The 20,406-nt window shown below is 66.9% G+C and carries 15 protein-coding genes; 6 read left to right on the top strand and 9 right to left on the bottom strand.

The genetic code is table 11. From position 1 onward, the window contains the following. Positions 1 to 47 precede the first annotated feature (47 nt). Positions 48 to 935 carry a regulatory signaling modulator protein AmpE gene (ampE, locus tag ACZK1G_RS20315; protein ID WP_101766187.1) on the top strand — a complete coding sequence of 296 codons (888 nt, stop codon included), beginning with the start codon at positions 48 to 50 and terminating at the stop codon, positions 933 to 935. Between the two features lie 510 nt (positions 936 to 1,445). Here the strand turns inward: ampE and ACZK1G_RS20310 are convergent. The 9 genes from ACZK1G_RS20310 to ACZK1G_RS20270 form a co-directional block, all read right to left on the bottom strand. After that, a complete protein-coding gene (locus ACZK1G_RS20310) occupies positions 1,446 to 1,871 on the bottom strand; it encodes a DUF2752 domain-containing protein (RefSeq protein ID WP_014038725.1) in 426 nt (141 codons plus the stop codon). Positions 1,872 to 1,915: 44 nt separating this feature from the next. Beyond that, positions 1,916 to 2,194, bottom strand: coding sequence for a CD225/dispanin family protein (locus ACZK1G_RS20305; protein WP_014648653.1), 279 nt, complete (start codon positions 2,192 to 2,194; stop codon positions 1,916 to 1,918). 34 nt (positions 2,195 to 2,228) lie between these two features. Further along, complete coding sequence (locus ACZK1G_RS20300) at positions 2,229 to 2,516, bottom strand: CD225/dispanin family protein (RefSeq protein WP_005419784.1); 288 nt, start codon at positions 2,514 to 2,516, stop codon at positions 2,229 to 2,231. 230 nt (positions 2,517 to 2,746) lie between these two features. Continuing rightward, positions 2,747 to 4,636 carry an MFS transporter gene (locus tag ACZK1G_RS20295; protein WP_101766186.1) on the bottom strand — a complete coding sequence of 630 codons (1,890 nt, stop codon included), beginning with the start codon at positions 4,634 to 4,636 and terminating at the stop codon, positions 2,747 to 2,749. Between the two features lie 140 nt (positions 4,637 to 4,776). Then, complete coding sequence (locus tag ACZK1G_RS20290) at positions 4,777 to 5,571, bottom strand: SDR family NAD(P)-dependent oxidoreductase (protein WP_101766452.1); 795 nt, start codon at positions 5,569 to 5,571, stop codon at positions 4,777 to 4,779. 142 nt (positions 5,572 to 5,713) lie between these two features. Next, the gene (yccS, locus tag ACZK1G_RS20285; protein ID WP_101766185.1) at positions 5,714 to 7,891 is read right to left on the bottom strand and encodes a YccS family putative transporter; all 2,178 of its coding nucleotides are present in this window, start codon (positions 7,889 to 7,891) and stop codon (positions 5,714 to 5,716) included. Positions 7,892 to 8,031: 140 nt separating this feature from the next. Next, complete coding sequence (locus tag ACZK1G_RS20280) at positions 8,032 to 11,154, bottom strand: efflux RND transporter permease subunit (protein ID WP_014038720.1); 3,123 nt, start codon at positions 11,152 to 11,154, stop codon at positions 8,032 to 8,034. A gap of 31 nt (positions 11,155 to 11,185) precedes the next feature. Beyond that, entirely contained in the window at positions 11,186 to 14,419 is a 3,234-nt protein-coding gene (locus ACZK1G_RS20275; RefSeq protein WP_049447276.1) for an efflux RND transporter permease subunit, read from the bottom strand. Between the two features lie 74 nt (positions 14,420 to 14,493). Further along, positions 14,494 to 15,738 (bottom strand): efflux RND transporter periplasmic adaptor subunit, encoded by a 1,245-nt coding sequence (locus tag ACZK1G_RS20270; protein WP_049447277.1) that lies wholly within the window; start codon positions 15,736 to 15,738, stop codon positions 14,494 to 14,496. 186 nt (positions 15,739 to 15,924) lie between these two features. Between ACZK1G_RS20270 and ACZK1G_RS20265 the strand changes: the two genes are divergently transcribed. From ACZK1G_RS20265 to ACZK1G_RS20245, 5 genes are all read left to right on the top strand, one after another. Then, positions 15,925 to 17,244, top strand: coding sequence for a M20 family metallopeptidase (locus ACZK1G_RS20265; RefSeq protein ID WP_049447280.1), 1,320 nt, complete (start codon positions 15,925 to 15,927; stop codon positions 17,242 to 17,244). 431 nt (positions 17,245 to 17,675) lie between these two features. Beyond that, complete coding sequence (locus ACZK1G_RS20260) at positions 17,676 to 17,969, top strand: transposase (RefSeq protein ID WP_087921478.1); 294 nt, start codon at positions 17,676 to 17,678, stop codon at positions 17,967 to 17,969. Further along, entirely contained in the window at positions 17,966 to 18,826 is an 861-nt protein-coding gene (locus tag ACZK1G_RS20255; RefSeq protein ID WP_101764920.1) for an IS3 family transposase, read from the top strand. The genes ACZK1G_RS20260 and ACZK1G_RS20255 overlap by 4 nt, the downstream gene beginning before the upstream one ends. 223 nt (positions 18,827 to 19,049) lie before the next feature. Next, positions 19,050 to 19,868, top strand: a complete 819-nt coding sequence (queF, locus tag ACZK1G_RS20250) for an NADPH-dependent 7-cyano-7-deazaguanine reductase QueF (RefSeq protein WP_049447282.1) — start codon at positions 19,050 to 19,052, stop codon at positions 19,866 to 19,868. A 223-nt stretch (positions 19,869 to 20,091) separates the two neighbouring features. Beyond that, positions 20,092 to 20,385, top strand: coding sequence for a LysM peptidoglycan-binding domain-containing protein (locus tag ACZK1G_RS20245; RefSeq protein ID WP_005419771.1), 294 nt, complete (start codon positions 20,092 to 20,094; stop codon positions 20,383 to 20,385). Positions 20,386 to 20,406: the final 21 nt, after the last annotated feature.

The following is a 20,406-nucleotide window of genomic DNA, read 5'->3' as shown; positions in this document are numbered from 1 at the left end:
AGGTAAGGTAGCGGCGCCGAGCGTTCTGTTTCGTAGGGAGACCTGCCATGTTCACCACTCTGGCCGCCGTGCTGGTGGCACTGGCCCTGGGCCATGTTGCCCCGGCCGCTGCCGCCTCGCTGCGCCGTTTCGACGGCTTCCGGCGATGGCTGGGCTGGCTGGACGCGCATGGCGGCAAGGCCTGGCAGGGCGCGGCAGGCGTGGCGCTGGCGCTGTTGCCGCCGCTGCTGCTGATGGGCCTGCTGGCCTGGCTGCTGCGCGGGGTGTTGTTTGGCCTGCCGTCGCTGGTGCTGGGCGTGGCGGTGCTGGCCTGGTGCTGGGGGCCGCGCGACCTGGACCGCGATATCGAAGCGATCATCGATGCGGACGACGCCGCGACGCGGCAGGCTGCGGTGCGCAACCTGCAGGCCGCCGGTGGCAGCCTGCGCGAGGACGTGCCGTCGCTGGTCGAGGCGACCGTGCTCAACGCGCTGCGTCGCTGGTTCGCGGTGCTGTTCTGGTTCCTGTTGCTGGGCCCGGCGGGCGCGCTGGGTTACCGGCTGCTGGCATTGATGGCGGAGAGCCCGATGCGTGCACGCGTGCCGGTGGAGCCGCTGGCGCTGGCGCAGCGCCTGCTGGGCTGGATCGAGTGGCCGGTGGCGCAGCTGATGGCGTTTTCGATGGCGCTGGTGGGCAACTTCGATACGGCGTGGAAGGCCTGGCGCCAGGCCCATGGCGAACGCCTGGCGGGCAACATCGGATTCCTGGGCGCGGTGGCGCGGGCCAGCGTCAACGCCGAGCTGCGCGAGGATGCGCACGATTACACCGAGGCGGGGTTGCTGCCGGTGTGGCAGCGGCTGCCGGACCTGCGCGATGCGATGAGCCTGGTGTGGCGGATGTTGCTGCTGTGGCTGGCGATCCTGGCCCTGCTGGTGATTGCAGGCTGGGTGACGTAGTTGTATTGCAGGGCTTGCAGCCCTGCACCTGCAGAGGCAACAGCAACAGCAGCTCTGGATTGCTGAGGGTTGGGTGGGGCGGTGTGGGGTTGCAGGACACGCCGTAAACCCGTCCCTGGGGGCTCGATGGCGCCATCCTTGGCGCCAACGGTCCTGCAGCCCCACACCGCCCCACCCGCGACAGATTTCCGGTGACGGTGGGTGAACTGCGATTGCCGGTAGGTGTCGACCTTGGTCGACACGGTAGATCCACGCCATGCGTGGATGCAGAGCGAAGCGATCCGCTTCCGCTTTTGATCTTCTCTTTCTTTTCCGTGGTGGACGCGCACGGAAACTGTCCGTGGCCGGGTGGGATGGGTTTGCGGGGGTGTCCGCGGCATGGATGCCGCGGCCAAGCCTCCATGGACGGATTCACGGCGTCCCCCGCAAATCCATCCCGCCCGGCCAACCCCCAGGCTTCTGCCTTCAGATACGGACCCACCACGAGGGGCCGCGCCGTTGGCTGGAAACCTAGATCGGTGCCAGCGCGGTGAACGGTGCCCACGGCAGGTTGCGCAGCAGCGCATACCCGGGCAGCACCCAGAGCCAGAACGTGGGATTGGCCAATACCCGCATCAGCGGGTCGAGCACGCGCGGACGGATGCCGGCGACGTTCAGCAGCATCAGCAGCAGGAAGGGCAGGCTGATGACCAGCAGCGGGTTCATCGCCATCGCGCCGGGCAGGTCGAAATGGACCAGCGAATACAGGCAGCGGGTGCTGCCACAACCCGGGCAGTACAGGCCGGTCAGCGCGTACAGCGGGCAGCTCGGCAAGGGATTGCCGGCGACATACGGATTGACGTTGCGCAGCACCACCGCGGCACCAGCGGCCAGGCCGGTGGCGGCCAGCAGCGGTGCCCAGCGGGCGAATCGGGAGCGGGCGGGAAGTGCGGACATTGCAGCAACGGATCCGGCGCGGGCGCCGGATCCGTCCACGCGGATCAGTAGCCGCTGTTGTTCATTGCACCCATGCCGCCGACAGCGACGATCAGGATGCCGTACAGCACGCCGACCACGACGGCGGCGATGGCCGACCAGATGGCCCACTTCTTGGCCTTGGCGGCGGAGTCCTGGGCACCGGCGATGTCGCCAGCGGCCAGCTTGCCGTTGACCTGGGCGGCGTAGACGATCGACACGATGCCGGCCGGCAGGCAGCAGAACAGGGTGCTCAGGATGGCCCAGACCAGATTGTTCGGGACCTGCGGAGTGGCGGTGTTCATGGGTTCAAGCTCCTTGATGGGTGGTGGTGGTGAATCATTGGTCGGAAAGCGCGCCCAGTACGGCCAAGCCGCCGAACAGCCCGAACCACAACAGCAACAGGACCGGCAGGGCCACGGCCGAAGCCACCGCCCACCAGCCCGCCTTGCGCGACGCGCTGTAGGCCCCCGGCAGGTCGCCGGCGGCGCGGCGGCCATCGACCTGGGAGGCATAGACGATCGACACCACGCCCAACGGCAGGCAGCAGAACAGCGTCGTCAGGATCGCCCAGACCAGATGGTTGGGGATGTAGACCGGACGGCTGAGCGGTGGCGGTTGATTCAAAGCGAGACTCCGTTCCTTGGTGGCTGGCCCCTGGTGCATTGGCCGAACCTCCCCCCTGTGGGTGCGTAATCTACCTCAACCCGCGCTGCATGTATGCGGTTACAGCCAGATACTGGCGTGTATGGCCATTGATCTGACGCATCTGACAGGCCTCTGTGATGAAACAGAGGCCGTCCTTCCAAGGGGATGGGGCTGTCGCTTGGACGCTTTAGCCGCGGCCGTGCGGTCGATCAGGCGTGATCACCACGCAGGGCCCGCACCTGGGCCTCCAGCACCGGGGCGCTGGTGGTGTGGCCATCCACGGCCGGCGCTGCCACCACCTCGACCGTGGCGCGGAAACGGCGCGGCACGCGCATGCGGCCGAGGCGGCTGTCGCGGCGGCTCCACATGCTCGACCACATGCCGCGCAGCGCCATCGGCACCACCGGCACCGGCCGTCGCTCGAGGATCTTCTCGACGCCGGACTTGAACGGCGCCATCTGCCCGTCGCGGGTCAGGGCGCCCTCGGGGAAGATGCAGACCAGTTCACCTTCGGCCAGCGCGGCGTCGATCTCATCGAACGCACGCTGCATCAGCGCCGGGTCTTCGCGCGCCCCGGCAATCGGGATCGCCTTGGCGGTCCGGAAGATCCAGCGCATCACCGGGATGTTGAAGATCTTGTAGTACATGACGAAGCGCACCGGGCGCGGGATGGTCGCCGACAGGATCAGTGCGTCCATGTAGCTGACGTGGTTGCAGACCAGCAGTGCGGCGCCTTCGTCCGGCACGTTGGCCTCGATGCCGTGCGGGCGCAGCCGGTACAGGGTGCGCACCATCAGCCAGCTGAGGAAGCGCATCAGGAATTCGGGGACGATGGTGAAGATGTAGATCGCCACCAGTGCGTTGGCGATGGCCAGCGCCAGGAACTGCTGCGGAATGGTCCAGTGCAGCAGCTTGTGGGCGGCCAGCGACAGCAGCGCCGCAGCGACGATGAAACCCGAGTTCTGGATGTTCAGTGCGGCGAACACGCGCGACATCTGCGCCTTCGGCGTGCGGCTCTGGATCAGCGCGAACAGCGGCACCACGAAGATGCCGGTGAAGAGGCCGATGCCGATCAGGTCGATGACGATGCGGATGCTGCCGGGCTGCTGCAGGAACGGCCCGATGGTCAGCCCGTGCACCGTCGCTTCGCCGCTGCGGGCAAAGTACAGGTCGAGCAGGAACGCAGTCATGCCGAACGCACCCAGCGGTACCAGGCCGATTTCCACCGTGCGGGCCGACAGCTTCTCGCACAACAGCGAGCCGACGCCGGTGCCGACCGAGAACAGGGCCAGCGCAAAGATGTACAGGGTCGGCTGGCCACCCAGGTTGGTCACCGCGTAGGCCGGCAGCTGCGAGGTCAGCACGGTGCCGACGAACCAGAACCAGGACACGCCCAGGATCGAGTTGCGCACGGCCTTCTGCTGGCGCGCCATGCGCAGCACCACCAGCGATTCCGGCAACGGATTCCAGTTGATCTTCAGGTTCGGGTCGCCGGCATCGACCTTGGGAATCAGGCGGGCGGCGATGTTGCCGCAGATCGCCAGGGCGATGATCGCGCACGCAGCCACCACTGTGCCGTGGCTGCCGGCCACGGTGAACACCAGGCCGCCGACGATCATGCCGGAGAGGATCGACATCGAAGTGCCCATCTCGACCAGGCCATTGCCGCCGGTCAGCTCTTCGGGCCTGAGCACCGACGGCAGCACCGAATACTTCACCGGCCCAAACAGGGTCGACTGCATGCCGGTACAGAACAGTGCGACCAGCAGCACCGGCAGGCTCTGGGTGAGGAAGCCGGTGGCCGCCAGCGACATGATCACGATCTCCATGGTGGTGGTGATCACGATCAGCCGCGATTTTTCCAGTTTGTCGGCGATCTGCCCGGCCAGCGCCGAGAACAGGAAGTACGGCAGGATGAAGATGGCCGGCGCCAGCGTGGCATACAGCCCCAGTTCTTCCTCCGGCACGGCCATGAACAGCAACATGCTGATGATCGCCTGCCGGTACACGTTGTCGTTGAACGCACCGAGCGCCTGGACCACGAAGAACGGCAGGAAACGGCGCTGGCGCAGCAGGGCGAACTGGTTGTGACCGGACATGGAACCTCCTTGACCGGCGCAGCCTAGCATTCCTGCCCACCCGTCGGGACCATGGCGGGATGCATCCACGCATGGCGTGGATCTACTGAAGCCCCACGACTGTGGGTGCGGACGGTTGGTCCGCACACCTGTCGGCACTCTCAGACGATATCGTCGACCACGCCGCCATCCACGCGCAGCGCAGCACCCGAGGTCGCCGAGGCCTGTGGCGAGGCCAGGTACACCACCATGTTGGCCACTTCTTCGACCGTGGCAGTGCGCTGGATCACCGAGGACGGCCGGTGCGCCATCACGAACTCGCGGCCGATCTGCTCCAGCGGCTTGCCGCTGCGCTGGCGTTCATCCTCGAACATCGCCGCGAAACCATCGGAGAGGGTCGGGCCGGGCAGCACCGCGTTGACGGTGACGCCACTGCCGGCCACGCGCTTGGCCAGGCCGCGCGACAACGACAGCTGCGCGGTCTTGCTGACCCCGTAATGGATCATGTCGGCGGGGATGTTGCGTGCCGATTCGGAGGAAATGAACAGCACGCGGCCCCAGCCGGCATCGACCATCGCCGGCAGCAGCGCACGCGACAGGCGCACGCCGGACATCACGTTGGTCTGCCAGTAGCGCTCCCAGGTCGCGTCATCGGTTTCGAAGAAGTCCTGTGGGCCGAAGATGCCGGCGTTGTTGACCAGGATGTCGACCTTGGGCAGGCCGGCCAACAGTGTTTCGACACCGGCTCCCTCAGAGAGGTCGGCGGCGATGCCGAGCACGTCGGCTCCCGGCACGGCGGCGAGCAGGTGCTGGCGGCCGCGCTCGACGCTGTCGGTGCTGCGGCCATTGAGAATGACGCGCGCACCTGCGGCAGCCAGGCCCTGGGCGATGGCCAGGCCGATGCCGGCGGTGGAGGCGGTCACCAGCGCGGTGCGACCGCTGAGTTCGATTTTCATGGCGATGATCCGGAGCGGGGGATTGCCCAGTATCCGCGTGGCCGCGTGATCGAACTGCAGCGCTGGATGCAATGCGCCGTTGCACACGGCGCAGCGGATCCACGCCATGCATGGATGGCGTGCCCGATTCAGCGATGAGGGATCAGGTCAGGCTGGTCACCGCTTCATTGGCCGCTGCCCGCACCTTCGGCAGCATCCGCAGCACCAGCGCCATCTGCGTGCGGATCAGCTGCAGCTTCGGCGGCATTGCCTCGTCGATCTGCTCCAGCTCGGCGGCCACTGCGCGGTCGGCGTCATTGTCATCTTCCGCGACCGGTTGCCGCGCGGTCAGGGCCGAAGCCAGCTGCTGCAGTGCCTTGCGCACGCGCTCGCCGGCCGCCAATGCCAGCGGGTCGCCAGCATAGCTGTCCACCTGGTCGCGATGCGCGCCCAATGCCGACAGATGGCCGAGCAGCGTGTTGGACAGCGCCAGGAAGTGGAAGCCGGCATCCAGATTGCGGCGCACATGGCCGGGTTCACGCAGCATGTTCGACAGTGCGGTGGACAGCGCGGCATCCGCGTTGTGCATGTCGCGCCGCGCGATGCGGTAGGCCAGGTCGTCTCGCATGCCGCTGCGGTACTGGCCCAGCACCGAATCCAGGTAGCGAGCCGCAGTGTCCAGCACGCGCGCCAGGACGAGATGCAGCTGCCGGCCCTGCCAGTCAGGCAGGATCAGGAATGCTGCCGCCGCTGCGATCGCGCAGCCCAGCACCGTATCGACCATGCGCGGCACGATCAGCACGAAGCCATCGCCGATCAGGTTGAAGCAGGTCAGTGCCATCACGGTGATCGCCGCCGACGCCACCAGGTAGCGGTCGGTGCGGGTGAAGAAGAACAGCAGCGCAGAGAGCAGGGCGATCAGCAGCTGCACGTGCAGCTGCGGGAACAGCTGCAGCAGCGCCCAGGTCAGTACCAGGCCGGCCAGGGTGCCGACGATGCGTTGTGCCAGGCGCTGGCGGGTCGCGCCGAAGTTGGGCCGGCACACGAACACGATGGTCAGCAGCACCCACGAACCGTTCTGCGCATTAAACAGGCGGATCGCTGCAAAGCCGGCGATCAGCGCCAGCGCCATGCGCAGGCCGTGGCGGAACAGCACCGAACCGGGCGTGAGCTGCTGGCGGATGCGCACGCCCATCTCGCGCAGGGTGTGCGGGTTGCTGTCGCGCAGGCGGGTATCGACGTTGTCCAGGCTCGCTTCGGAGCGTTCGGCATCCAGCAGGCGCCGTTCGATGCTGCGCAGGTTGTGCACCAGCAGGTCCAGCGAGCCCAGCAGGCGCTGCCATTGCGGCCGCTGCTGGTCGCGCAGGTAGGCCAGCGCATCGGCCAGGTCGCGCCCGGCCTGCTGGTTGCTTTCGCCGTATACGAACGGACGGCGCAGGCGGATCGCCTCGCCCAGGCGGGCACAGGCCTGCCCCTGCAGGTCGAGCAGGCGCTGGCAGCGATACAGCACGTCGCTGTGGAAGAACGCGTCCACCAGCGCGCCATACGGGTAGTGCGAAGAACTGGCGCGTTCGTGGAAATCCTGCGCCATGTAGTACAGGCGCAGGTACAGGCCGGAGTTCACGCCGGGGCGGCCGGAGCGGCCGAAGCGGGCCAGGATCGCGGTCTTGGCCTCGTTCAGTGCACCGACCACACGACGGTTCTGTTCGGCAAGATCAAGCTGGCGACGTTGCAGGTCGGCTTCGCGCACCGGCTCGAACAGCGCGGCCTTCAGCTGCAGGTAGCGGCCCAGTTCCTGGTAGAGCCGCGCCACGCGCTCACGTACCGGCCGGTTGGCGAACAGCGCGGTCCACAGGATCGACAGCAGGCCATACCAGACTGCGCCGGCCAGCAGGTGGCTGACCGCGTCCAGCGCGCTGTGCAGGTCGCTGGCACCGTGCTGTTCCAGGCCGATCATGGTGTAGATCGCCAGGGTCACCGTGGCCTGGGCAATGGACGCATAGCGCTCGCCGAGCGCGCCAAGCAGGGTCAGCCCGAAGGTGGACAATGCCAGCGCGCCGATGAAGATCCACGGCCACGGGAACAGCCAGATCACCGAGGCCGCAGCAATGCAGAAGCACAGCAGCGACAGCGCCACGGCCTTGGTCCGGCCCCACCAGTTGTCGTCGGTCTCGGCGATGGCGCTGGCGATGATGCCGAGGAACACGCCGGGCAGGGCGGTCAGCGCATCGAACTGCCAGCACACGGCAACGGCCGTGGCCAGCGCGATGAACACGCGCAGGCCGTAGCTGGCCTTCTCGTGGGCCCAGAGGCGGCTGAGGCGGGATTGTCGGGCGGGCATGCAGGCTCGGTGGAGGGACCTCCGACCATTATTGCGGGCTGCGCGTGAAATATGGAGGGCGGACCACCACGGTAGTGCCGGCCGCTGGCCGGCAGATTCGTTGTACGGAGGAAGCCGGCCAGCGGCCGGCTCTACCGAAGTTAGGCCCGCTGCGCGCGCTTGAGCAACTTCGCCTCGCGCCTGCGTGCGCGGCGTGCCCGCCAGCGTTCGGCCAGGCACGAGAAGATCACGTACAGCGCCGGCGTGCTGAGCAGGGTCAGGCTCTGCGAGAACAGCAGGCCGCCGATCATCGCGATGCCCAGCGGTCGGCGCAGTTCGGACCCTTCACCCAGGCCGATCGCCAGCGGCACCGCCGCCAGGATGGCCACCATCGTGGTCATCATGATCGGGCGGAAGCGCACGATGCTGGCCTCGCGCGCGGCGTCGCGCGGTGCCAGCCCATGCTCGCGCTGCGCCACCAGTGCGAAGTCGATCATCATGATCGCGTTCTTCTTGACGATGCCGATCAGCAGTACCAGCGCGATCATCGAGATCACCGACAGCTCGGTGTTGGTGCCGAACAGCGCCAGCAGCGCACCGACGCCCGCCGCCGGCAGCGTGGACAGGATGGTGACCGGGTGGATCAGGCTCTCGTAGAGCATGCCCAGCACCAGGTACACGGTCAGGATCGCGGCCAGCACCAGGATCAGCATGTCGCTGGGATCGGAATTGAAGCCGAAGCCCGCATCGTCGGCCAGGCGGATGTCGCCGGGCATGCGCATGCCGGCCACGGTGGCATCGATGATCGCCTTGGCCTCACCCATGCTCACGTTCGGAGCCAGGTTGTAGCTGAGGTCCATCGTCGTGTACTGGTTTTCGTGGGTGATCTGCGACGGAGCCAGGCCGGGCATCTGCGTGGCTACCGCGGTGATTGGCACCATGTCGCCGTTGCGCGCACGCACGTACACCTCATCCAGCGCCGCCGGGGTGGCGGTCTGCGAGGGCAGTGCATTGACCACCACGCTGTACTGGTTGATGTCCGAATAGATGGTGGAGATCTGGCGCTGGCCGAACGCACCGTACAGCGCGCCGTCGATGGCACCCACGGTGATGCCCAGGCGCGCGGCCTTGGCACGGTCGATCTGGATGTTCTGGCGCAGCCCGGCATTGTCCACGTCGGTACCGACGTCGCGCAGCTTCGGGTTCTTCTTCAGTTCCGCCTGCAGCTTGGGCAGCCATTCCTGCAGTGCGGCCAGGTCGTTGCCCTGCAGGGAAATGCGGTACTGCGCGCCCTGGCTGGAACCGCCGCCATCGTTGCTGGGCAGGTCCTGGATCGCGCGCAGGCGCAGCTGCAGGTCCGGGTAGCGATCGGCCTTGGCACTGAGTCGCGCCAACGCATGTGCGGTGGTTTCGCGGCGGCCGTCGCTGCGTGACTTCAGCTCGATGTTGAACTGTGCGCTGGAGCCCTGGCGGCCGCTACCCAGGCGGACACCCACGGTCTTCACTGCCGGGTCGGCCATCAGCATGTCGGTGATGCGGCGCTGGCGGGCGACCATGTCCTCGAAGGAGACGGTGGCGCTGGAGTTGGCGCGGCCCCAGATCAGGCCGGTGTCCTGCGGCGGGAACGCACCCTTCTTCACCGCCCCGAACAGGAACACGGTGACGCCGATCAGGATCAACGGGGTGAGCGACATCAGCAGCGCGTGGCGCAGCGAGAAATCGAGGAACACGGTGTAGATGCGCAGCATGCGCTCGTGGCCGGCATCCAGCCAGCGGCCGAAGCGCGACGGTGGCGCGCTGTGGTCGTGCGCACTGAGGAAGCGGCTGCACAGCGCCGGGGTCAGCGTCAGCGAGACGATCATCGAGACCACAATGGCCGCGACCAGGGTGACGGTGAACTCGCGGAAGAACGCGCCCATCATGCCGCTGGCGAACAGCAGCGGGATGAACACCGCCACCAGCGAGGCAGTGATCGAGACGATGGTGAAGCCGATCTCGCGGGCGCCGGTCAGTGCCGCCTGCATGCGCGGCATGCCTTCGTCGAGGTGGCGCATGATGTTCTCGATCACCACGATCGCATCGTCCACCACGAAGCCGATCGCGATCACCAGCGCCAGCAGGCTCAGGTTGTTCAGGGTGAAGCCCATCACGTACATCACCAGCGCGGCACCGGCCAGCGACAGCGGCACGGTCACCGCGGCGATCAGCGTCGGTGCCAGCCGGCGCAGGAACAGCGCCATGGTCAGCACCACCATCGCCAGGCTGATCAGCAGGGTGATCTGCACTTCATGCAGCGACGAACGGATGGTCGGCGTACGGTCGAAGTACGGCGTCATCGTGGTGCCCGGCTGCAGGTAGTCGCGCAGGGTCGGGATCTGTGCCTTGACCCGGTCCACGGTCTCCACGATGTTGGCGCCGGCACGGGTGAACACGTACATCACCACCGCCGGTTTGTGGTCGAACCATGCGGCCTGGTAGGCATCCTGCTGGCCGTCGTAGACGTTGGCGATGTCCTTCAGGCGGATCACCCGGCCGTCGCCCTGGGTCTTGACCACCAGGTCGGCGAAGTCGGCGGCACGCGCGACCGAGTCGTTGGCGATGATCGCGGTGGTGGTGTTGCCATCGCTGAGGAAACCGGTGGGCGAGGTCACGTTGGCCGCGCGTACGGCGTTGCGCAGGTCATCGGCGGTCAGGCCCAGCGCGTTCATCAGGCGCAGGTTGACGTCCACGCGCACCGCCGGCGTCGAAGCGCCAGCGATGTCGACCGAAGCAACGCCGCTGATCTGGCGGATGCGCTGTGCCAGCAGCGAATCGGCGACGTTGTACAGCTCGTCGGCGGACTGCGTCTGCGAGGTCAACGCGATGGCGATCACCGGGTCGTCGTTCGGGTTCGCCTTCTGGTACATCGGCGAGCCCATGCCCGAGGGCAGGTCGGCCTGTGCCGAGTTGATCGCCGTCTGTACGTCCAGCGCCGCCGAATCGATGTTGTGGCCGCTCTGGAAGATCATGAACACCAGCGAGCTGCCTTCCGAGCTCGACGAGCGCATGCGGTCGATGCCCGGCAGCTGGCCGAGATGGCGTTCCAGCGGCGCGGTGACCGTGGAGGCCATGGTCGCCGCGTCGGCGCCGGACTGGCTGGCATGCACGAAGATCACCGGGATCTCGATGTTCGGCAGTGCCGACACGCCCAGCCGCAGGTAGCAGATCAGGCCGACCATGAACAGGCCGATGGCCAGCAGCGCGGTGCCGATCGGGCGGCGGATGAAGGGGCCGGACAGGTTCATCGTGCGGCCCCCCGCAGCAGCGGGGCGTGGATCATGCCTGCGGCTCCTGCAGCGAACCGTTGCGCAGCGCACGCTGTTCGCGGCGGCGGGCAAGCCACTCGGAGAAGCGTTCCATGTACAGGTAGATCACCGGCGTGGTGTACAGGGTCACCAGCTGCGACAGCAGCAGGCCGCCGACGATGGCGATGCCCAGCGGGCGGCGCAGCTCCGATCCGATGCCGGTGCCCAGTGCCAGCGGCAGCGCACCGAGCATGGCCGCGGCGGTGGTCATCATGATCGGGCGGAAACGCAGCAGGCAGGCACGGCGGATCGCCTCGTGCGCGTTGGCACCGGCGCGGCGCGCCTCGATCGCGAAGTCGACCATCATGATGCCGTTCTTCTTGACGATGCCGATCAGCAGCACGATGCCGACGATGCCGTCCACCGACAGGCTCAGGCCGCACAGCATCAGCGCCAGCAGCGCGCCGACACCGGCCGGCGGCAGCGTGGAGATGATCGTGATCGGGTGGATGTAGCTCTCGTACAGCACGCCCAGCACGATGTAGATCACCACCAGCGAGGCCAGCAGCAGCCACACCACATCGGTCTGGCTGCCGGTGAATTCGGCGGCCTTGCCGATGAACTCGGCATGCAGGTGGGTCGGCATGTCCAGGCTGTCCTTGGTCTCCTGGATCGCACGCACGGCCTCGGACAGCGAATAGCCCGGCGCCACGTTGAACGACACCGTCACCGCCGGCAGCTGCTGCTGGTGGCTGACCACCAGCGGCGCACTGCTGACCTTGCCTTCGGCCAGCGCCGACAGCGGGATGATGTTGCCGGCGCCGACGGTGATGCCGGTGTTCTGCGCGCCGATGCCGGTGGCGGTCGACGAGTTCGACGAGGTGACCTGGCCGAAGCTGGTGGCATTGGTGCCGGTCAGTGCGCCGGCACCGTTGGAGGCCACGGCCAGCTGTTCCATCAGCGCGGTGCTGGTGCGGAACTCCGGCGCCACTTCCAGCACCACGCGATACTGGTTGAGCTCGGTGAAGATGGTCGAGATCTGCCGCTGGCCGAACGCATCGTAGAGCGTGTCATCGATGGTCTGCATCGGCACGCCCAGCACGCTGGCCTTGTCGCGGTCGATGTTCAGCTCCAGGGCGCGGCCCTGGTTGGACAGGTTGTTGTCGACGTCCGCCAGTTCCGGGCGCTTGCGCAGCGCTTCGGTCAGGCGCGTGGCCTGGGTGGCCACCGTCGCCGAATCCACGTCCGACAGCGAGTACTGGTACTCGGTAGCGGCCACGCGGGTATCCAGGGTCACGTCCTGCACCGGCTTCAGGTACAGCGCCACGCCCGGAATGCCGGCCACTGCCCTCTGCAGGCGCGGCAGGATCTCGTCCAGGCCATCGCGCTGGCTGCGCTCCTTCAGCACGATCGACAGCTGGCCCTGGTTGAGCGTGGGGTTCATGCTGCCGGCACCGATGAACGCCGATACGCCGGTCACATCCGGATCGTGCCGCAGTGCCTCGGCCACCTGCTTGGTGCGCTGTTCCATCTGCGGGAAGGCGATGTTCTGGTCGGCCTGGACCACGCCGGTGATCAGGCCGGTGTCCTGCTCGGGCAGCAGGCCCTTGGGAATCAGCACGTACAGCAGGACGGTCAGCACCAGTGCGCCGCCGGCCACCGCCAGGGTCAGGCGCTGGTGGCCCAGCACCCAGTCCAGGCTGTGTTCGTACAGGCCGACGGTGCGCGTCCACAGGTTCTGCTTGCCGGCCGCCGCCGCACGCTCATGCGCGTCCTCGCCCTCGGGCAGGGCGTCGGGCTTGAGCAGGTAGGCGCACATCATCGGGGTGAGCGTCAGCGAGATCAGCATCGACAGCACCACGGCGATGCTCAGCACCCACGCGAACTCGTGGAACAGGCGGCCGGTGACGCCGGGCATCAGCAGCAGCGGCAGGAACACCGCCACCAGCGAGACCGTCAGCGACAGCACAGTGAAGCCGATCTGGCGCGCGCCGATCTCGGCCGCTTCCTTGCCACTCTTGCCCTGCTCGATGTAGCGCACGATGTTCTCGATCATCACGATCGCATCGTCGACCACGAAGCCGGTGGCCACCACCAGCGCCATCAGCGAGAGGTTGTCCAGCGACATGCCGGCGAAGGCCATCACCGCGAAGGTGCCGGCCAGCGACAACGGCACCGCCACTGACGGAATGATCGTGGCCCACAACCGGCGCAGGAACACGAAGATCACCGCCACCACCAGGCCGATGGTGAGGATCAGGGTGAACTGCACTTCATGCACCGACGCGCGGATGGTCTCGGTGCGGTCGTTGAAGATCTCCAGGTGCACGTCGGCCGGCAGCACGCCCTGCAGCTGCGGCAGGATCGCGCGGATGCGCTCGACGGTCTGCACGATGTTGGCACCGGGCTGGCGGCGCACTTCCAGCAGTACCGCCGGCTTGCCGTCGGCCCAGGCGGCCAGCTGGTCATTCTCCACGCCATCGATCACCTCGGCCACGTCCGACAGCCGCACCGGGCGGCCGTTCTTGTAGCTGATGATGGTGTCGCGGTACTCGGCGGCGCTGGCCAGCTGGTCGTTGGTGCCGATGCTGTAGGACTGCGTCTTGCCGTTCAACGAACCCTTCGGCGCATTGACGTTGGCCTGGGTCAGCGCGCTGCGCAGCTGCTCAAGGGTCAGGCCCATGTTCGACAGCTGCGCCGGGTTGACCTGGATGCGCACGGCCGGTCGCACATTGCCGGCGATCGAGACCAGACCCACGCCCTGCACCTGCGACAGGCGCTGGGCCAGGATGGAATCGGCGTAATTGTTGACGTCGCGCAGCGGGCGCGTGTCAGAGGTCAGTTTCAGGGTGACGATGGCCGCGTCGGCCGGGTTCACCCGGTTGTAGACCGGCTGGTAGGGCAGCGACGAGGGCAGGGTGGCCTGGCGGATCGCCGCCTGCACGTCCTGCGCGGCGATGTCGATGTCGCGGTCCATCGAGAACTGCAGGATGATCGTGGACAACCCGGCCGACGAATCGGAGGTCATCAGCTCCAGCCCGGAAATCTGCCCGAACTGGCGCTCCAGCGGCGTGGTGACCAGCGAGGCCATGGTGGTGGCGTTGGCGCCGGGGTACTGGGTGGTGACCACCAGGCTGGGCGCATCGATTTCCGGCAGTGCCGACACCGGCAGCTTGCGGTAACCGAGGATGCCCAGCAGCAACAGGCCCGCCATCAACAGCGAGGTGGCGATCGGGCGGCGGATGAAGATCGTCGAAAAGCCCACGGACTGATCCTTGCTGGCACTTCAATGTCGGCGCCGGCAGGGTCGCCGGCGCGAGGGAGATCAGTGGCCTGCGCTCAGCGCGGGCCACCACCGCGACGGCCACCGCCGCCTGCGTTCTTCTGCTCGGCCGCCTTCAGTTCGGCCTCGGTCGGTGCGGCCGGGGTCTCGCCCGGCTTCAGCGCGGTGACCTTGCTGCCTGGCTTCAGGCGGAACTGGCCTTCACTGACCACCCGCTCGCCGCCCTTCAGGCCTTCGGCGATCTGCACCTGGCTGTCGCCCACTTCCACGCCGCTGCGCACGGTCTGCATCTTTACCGTGTTGTCGCCCTGCACGATGTAGACGTACTCGCCGTCCGGGCCACGCAGCACCGCCTGGGTGGGGATGACCACGCCACCGCCGATCGTGCGCAGCTGCATGCGCACGTTGACGAACTGGCCCGGCCACAGGCCGTTGTCGGTGTTGTCGAACAGGGCACGCGCCTTGAAGGTGCCGCTGTCGGCACTGATCAGGTTGTCGACCACGTCGAGCTTGCCGTCGCCGGACAACACGTGCGAATCGGCACGGTCCAGCGCGGCCACCGGCACCGTACCGGCGGCCTGCGCCTGGCGCACGTCGCCGAGCTGGCGCTCGGGCAGGTTGAACAGTACGTGGATCGGATGGATCTGGGTCAGCGTGACCAGTGCGGTGCCGGCGTTGACCACGTTGCCCGCATCGACCGCACGGATGCCGGCGATGCCGGTGATCGGTGCGGTGACCTTGGTGTACTGCAGCTGCACCTGTGCCGAGCGCATGCTGGCCTCGTTCGCTGCGACCGCGCTTTCGTACTGTGCCACTTGGTTTCGCTGTGTATCCAGATCGGTCTTGGCGACGTACTGGCGATACTCCGGCGCGTTCGAGCGCTGGAAGTTGGAGCGCGCGGTGGCCAGCAGGGCTTCGTTCTGGCGCTTGGCCGCGGCGGCCTGGTCATAGCTGGCCTGGGCCGTGCGCGGATCGATCACCGCCAGCACATCGCCCTGCTTCACTTCCTGGCCTTCGCGGAAATTCAGGCTCATCAGCTGGCCGCCGACCTGCGGGCTGACGGTAACGGTGTTCATCGCGGTCACCGTGCCCAGCGCGCTGGCATACACCGGCACGTCCTGGCGCGTGGCATCCACCACGGTCACCGGTACGGGACCGGCATTCGGATCCTCGCCGCCCTGGCGCGCCCCCGCAGCCGCACCACCGGCCTTGTCCTTGCCCCCGCCCATGACGCGCAGGCCGACCACGGCCAGCACCAGCACTGCCACGACCAGCAGCACGATCTTCCAAACACGTGACATTACGAGGACTCCGAGAGGGCTGGACCAGGCGGGACGCCGGGGCAATGCGCAAAGCATACCTGTGCCACATCACGTTTCCTGCATGACGGATGGGACGGGCGCTAAGACCGGATCCAGCGCCGGAGGTTCCCGTGGCGGCGGTGTTGCCCTACATTCAGCTGGAACCCTTCTGCTGTGGAGATTGCGATGCGCCGTTCGCTGCTGCTGTCCGCCCTGCTGCTGGCCCTGCCGGCCCTTGCCTACGCCCAGGACGGGCAGCGCCCGGAGGTGACCGCCGCCGCGCAGCGGCTGCAGGCCAAGGTGGTCGAATGGCGCCGGGACTTCCATCAGCATCCTGAGTTGTCCAACCGCGAGGCGCGCACCTCGGCCGAGGTCGCCAAGCGCCTGCGCGCGATGGGCCTGAAGCCGAAGACCGGCATCGCCCATCACGGCGTGGTGGCGATCATCGAGGGCGGCAGGCCAGGCCCGAAGATCGCGCTGCGCGCCGACATGGACGCGTTGCCGGTGACCGAGCAGACCGGCCTGCCGTTCGCCTCGAAGGCCACTGACCAGTACCGCGGTCAGACCGTGGGCGTGATGCATGCCTGCGGCCATGACGCGCATACCGCCACCCTGCTCGGCGTGGCCGAAGCACTGGTGGCGATGAAGAAGGACCTGCCGGGTCAGGTGATGCTGATCTTCCAGCCGGCCGAGGAGGGCGCACCGCCGCCGGAGGAGGGTGGTGCCGCGTTGATGCTCAAGGAAGGCCTGTTCGCTGATTTCAAGCCGGAAGCGGTGTTCGGCCTGCACGTGTTCTCCAGCGTGCAGGTAGGGCAGATCGCCGTGCGCGGCGGCCCGTTGATGGCCGCCTCGGACCGGTTCGGGATCAAGGTGATCGGGCGCCAGACGCACGGCTCGGCGCCGTGGAACGGTGTCGATCCGATCGTCGCCACCGCCGATCTGGTCGGCACCGCGCAGACCATCGTCAGCCGCCGCGCCAACCTGTCCAAGCAGCCGGCGGTGCTGACCTTCGGCGCGATCAACGGTGGCATCCGCTACAACATCATTCCCGATGAAGTGGAGATGGTCGGCACCATCCGCACCTTCGACGAAGGCATGCGCCAGCAGATCTTCGCCGACCTGCGCAACGTGGCCGAGCACACCGCTGCCGCGCACGGCGCGAAGGCGGTGACCGAGATCTACGAGGCCGATGGCAACCCGGCCACGGTGAACAACCCGGCACTGACCGCGAAGATGCTGCCGAGCCTGCAGGCGGTGGTGGGCAAGGACAACGTGTACGAGCCGCCGTTGCAGATGGGCGCGGAGGATTTCTCGCTGTACGCGAAGGAAGTGCCGGGCATGTTCTTCTTCGTCGGGTCCACCAGCGTTGGGATCGACCCGGCGACGGCGCCGGCCAACCATTCGCCGAAGTTCCTGCTGGATGAGAAGGCGTTGGATGTTGGATTCCGCGCGCTGCTGCAGGTGAGCCTGGATTACTTGAACGGTGCCGGCACTCCTGCTGGCTGAGGGTTTCCGGCAGGACTGCGCCCTGCACCCGCTTGAATCAACGGCAACGGCAACGTCAAAAGTGGGCATTCCTTGGGATGGCGGGGTGGGTCCGGTTGAGGGGGACGCCGTAAACCCATCCCTGGGGGCTTGGCCGCGGCATCCATGCCGCGGACACCCCCTCAACCGGACCCACCCCGCCTTCGACAGTTTCCCGCGGCTGTTGGTGCCCGCTGCTGTTGGTGGGTGCCGACCGTTGGTCGGCACGGCGGACGTCATGAACGTCTGAAGGATCGGATTCTGATTTTGATTTTCTGATCTTTCCCGTGGTGGCGGCCGCGTGCAGGGAACTGTCAGGGGCCGGGTGGGTAGGCGGGGCGGGGGTGTCTGATCTGGCCCCCCGTCCGCGGACGCCAAGAGGCGATACTTTGATCGCACTTGGAGGTCCCCTTATGTCCCGTATCACCCGTCGTAGCTACACCGATGAGTTCAAGCACCAAGCCGTGGAGTTGGCCGAGTCGCTCGGGCCTGCCGCAGCGGCCCGTCAGCTGGAGATGTCGGTCAAGACGCTGGCAAATTGGATTGACGCGGTCCGTGCTGGCCGGTCGTTGACCTCTGAGGCCCGCAGGCCGGCCACTGACCTGGAAAGCGAGATCAGCCGCCTTCGGGCCGAGAACGCCAATCTGAAGATGGAGCGGGAAATCCTAAAAAAAGCGGCGGCGTTCTTTGCCAGAGAGTCCAAGTGAGGTACGCCTTCGTCGCCAGTCAAAGGACTCGCTACCCGACCAGGTTGCTGTGTCGGCTTTTTGGGGTTTCTGTCTCTGGATTCCATGACTACCTGCGCCGCCAGTGTGCCCAAACGTGCGATGTCGATTCGGCCCTCCGTACCGAGCTTCGGGCCATCCATGTGGCCAGCAAACGCAGTTATGGGCGGCGTCGGCTGGTCAGGGCCTTACGAGCCAGGAATCATCCAGTTGGCCACAAGCGCGTGGCACGGTTAATGGCCGAGGAGCGAATCCAGGGCAAGACCAAAGGCCGATTCCGGCCCAAATCCTCCGGCGGCTCATCTCAGCTCGCCCCCAACCTGCTGGATCGGCAATTTGCCCCCGGAACCGGACCGACGGCGTGGGTCGGAGATATCACGTATGTCCCCACCCGCCAGGGATGGCTGCATCTGGCCGTGGTCATCAGCGTCCAGACCCGGCAGGTGCTGGGCTACAGCGTTTCCAGGCGCCTGACTGAAGAACTGGTAGTGAAAGCATTCGCCAATGCCTGGGCTCTGCATCCACAACGACCTGGCCTGATCTTCCATTCCGATCGTGGCGGGCAGTACTGGGGGAACGAGTTTCGCCAGCTGCTGCAGTCCCATGACGTGGTCCAAAGCATGAGCCGGCCTGGCAATTGCTGGGACAACGCCGTGGTCGAGAGCTTCTTTGCGACGCTCAAGACAGAAGAGGCTGCCGAGCCTTACGCCAGTAAGGAACAAGCCAGCCAGTCCATCGCTGCTTACATCCACGGCTTCTACAATCCAGCCCGGCTACACTCGGCGCTGGGCTACCACTCGCCTAACAACTACGCCCGGCAGCTCCGGGCTGCCGCCTGAAACGGCTTCATGGCGTCCGTTTTCAGGGGGCCAGATCAGTCCGCGGCATGGATGCCGCGGCCAAGCCCCCAGGGACGGGTTTACGGCGTCCCCCGACCCGCCTACCCACCCGGCCAAGCCGATAGACCGCCTTCCACGACCAACCAACAAAACCACCACGGAGGGGCTCCGCCGTTGGCCGGCCCGGCCGAAGGCCCGCCCTTCGCGCGATACAATGACCCCCATGAACACCCCACAGGATTCCAGCCTCGGTCGCGAGGTCAGTTACCCGTCGCAGTACGATCCCGGCCTGCTGTTCCCCATCCCGCGCATCGGCGCCCGCGCCGAGATCGGCCTCGATGACGCCGCGCTGCCGTTCGTCGGCCACGACCGCTGGCATGCCTTCGAGCTGAGCTGGCTCGACCCGCGTGGCAAGCCGCAGGTGGCCGTCGCCACCGTGCAGGTGCCGTGCACCTCGCCGCGGCTGATCGAGTCGAAGTCGTTCAAGCTGTACCTCAACTCCCTCAACAGCACCCGCATCGACAGCGCCGAGGCACTGCGCGAGCGTCTGGTGGCTGACCTGTCAGCCTGCGCCGGTGCGCCTGTCCAGGTCGAGTTCGGTCTGCCGGGCCTGCGCGAGACGCCGCTCGGTGAATCCGTCGACGGGCTGGATGTGGAGATCGACTGCTACGGTCCGCCGCAGGCGGACTTCCTCACCGCCGATGCGCATGAAGTGGTAGAGGAGACCCTGGTCTCGGCGCTGCTGAAGTCCAACTGCCCGGTCACCGGCCAGCCGGACTGGGCGACGGTCAGCCTGCGTTACCGCGGGCCGAAGATCGACCGTGCGGGCCTGCTGCGCTACCTGGTCAGCTACCGCGAGCACGCCGAGTTCCACGAGCAGTGCGTTGAGCGGATCTTCAGCGAAGTGTCCGCCCGCTGCCAGCCGCAGTGGCTGGAAGTGGAGGCCCGCTATACCCGCCGTGGTGGCCTGGATATCAATCCCTGGCGGGCCAGCCCCGGCATCGTTGCACCGGCTGCGACCTACCGCGAACTGCGGCAATAAATAACCGCCGCAGGCGGTTACGGGCAGTGCCGGCTGCTGGCCGGCAACTGCAGGGAACCCGCATCCAGGGCAAGGGCAGGCCGGCCAGCGGCCGGCACTACCGGGCACCGGCTCTCCCGATTGTTCAGCCGCCCCCGGGGGCGGCTTCACATCTGCACCATCCCCATTTAACAACCGCCATGGCAACGTGCGAACCACGTAGTCATGCAGACGGGAGTTGTGGATGAGTACCGAGAAGAAAGCCGATTTCTCCGGCGTCAGTGGCAGCGTCGACAGTACCGCCGAGCAGGTGCCGAAGGCGGACTTCTCAGGCGTCAGCGCTTCGGTGGACAGCACCGCCGACGTTGTGAGCGGCGGCACCTACACCGTGCAGAAGGGTGACTCGCTGTCGAAGATCGCCAAGCAGCATCTGGGCGACGCCAATGCCTGGAAGAAGATCTTCGAAGCCAACCGCGATGTGCTTGATGACCCGGACAAGATCTTCCCGGGCCAGACCCTGAAACTGCCGCCGAAGTAAGCCGGCGATCGAACGCCGTCC

The sequence above is a fragment of the Stenotrophomonas sp. 109824_Sma genome (assembly GCF_056480025.1).
The sequence above is the reverse complement of the archived record's forward strand: the minus strand, read 5'-3'. Positions and strand labels throughout refer to the sequence as shown.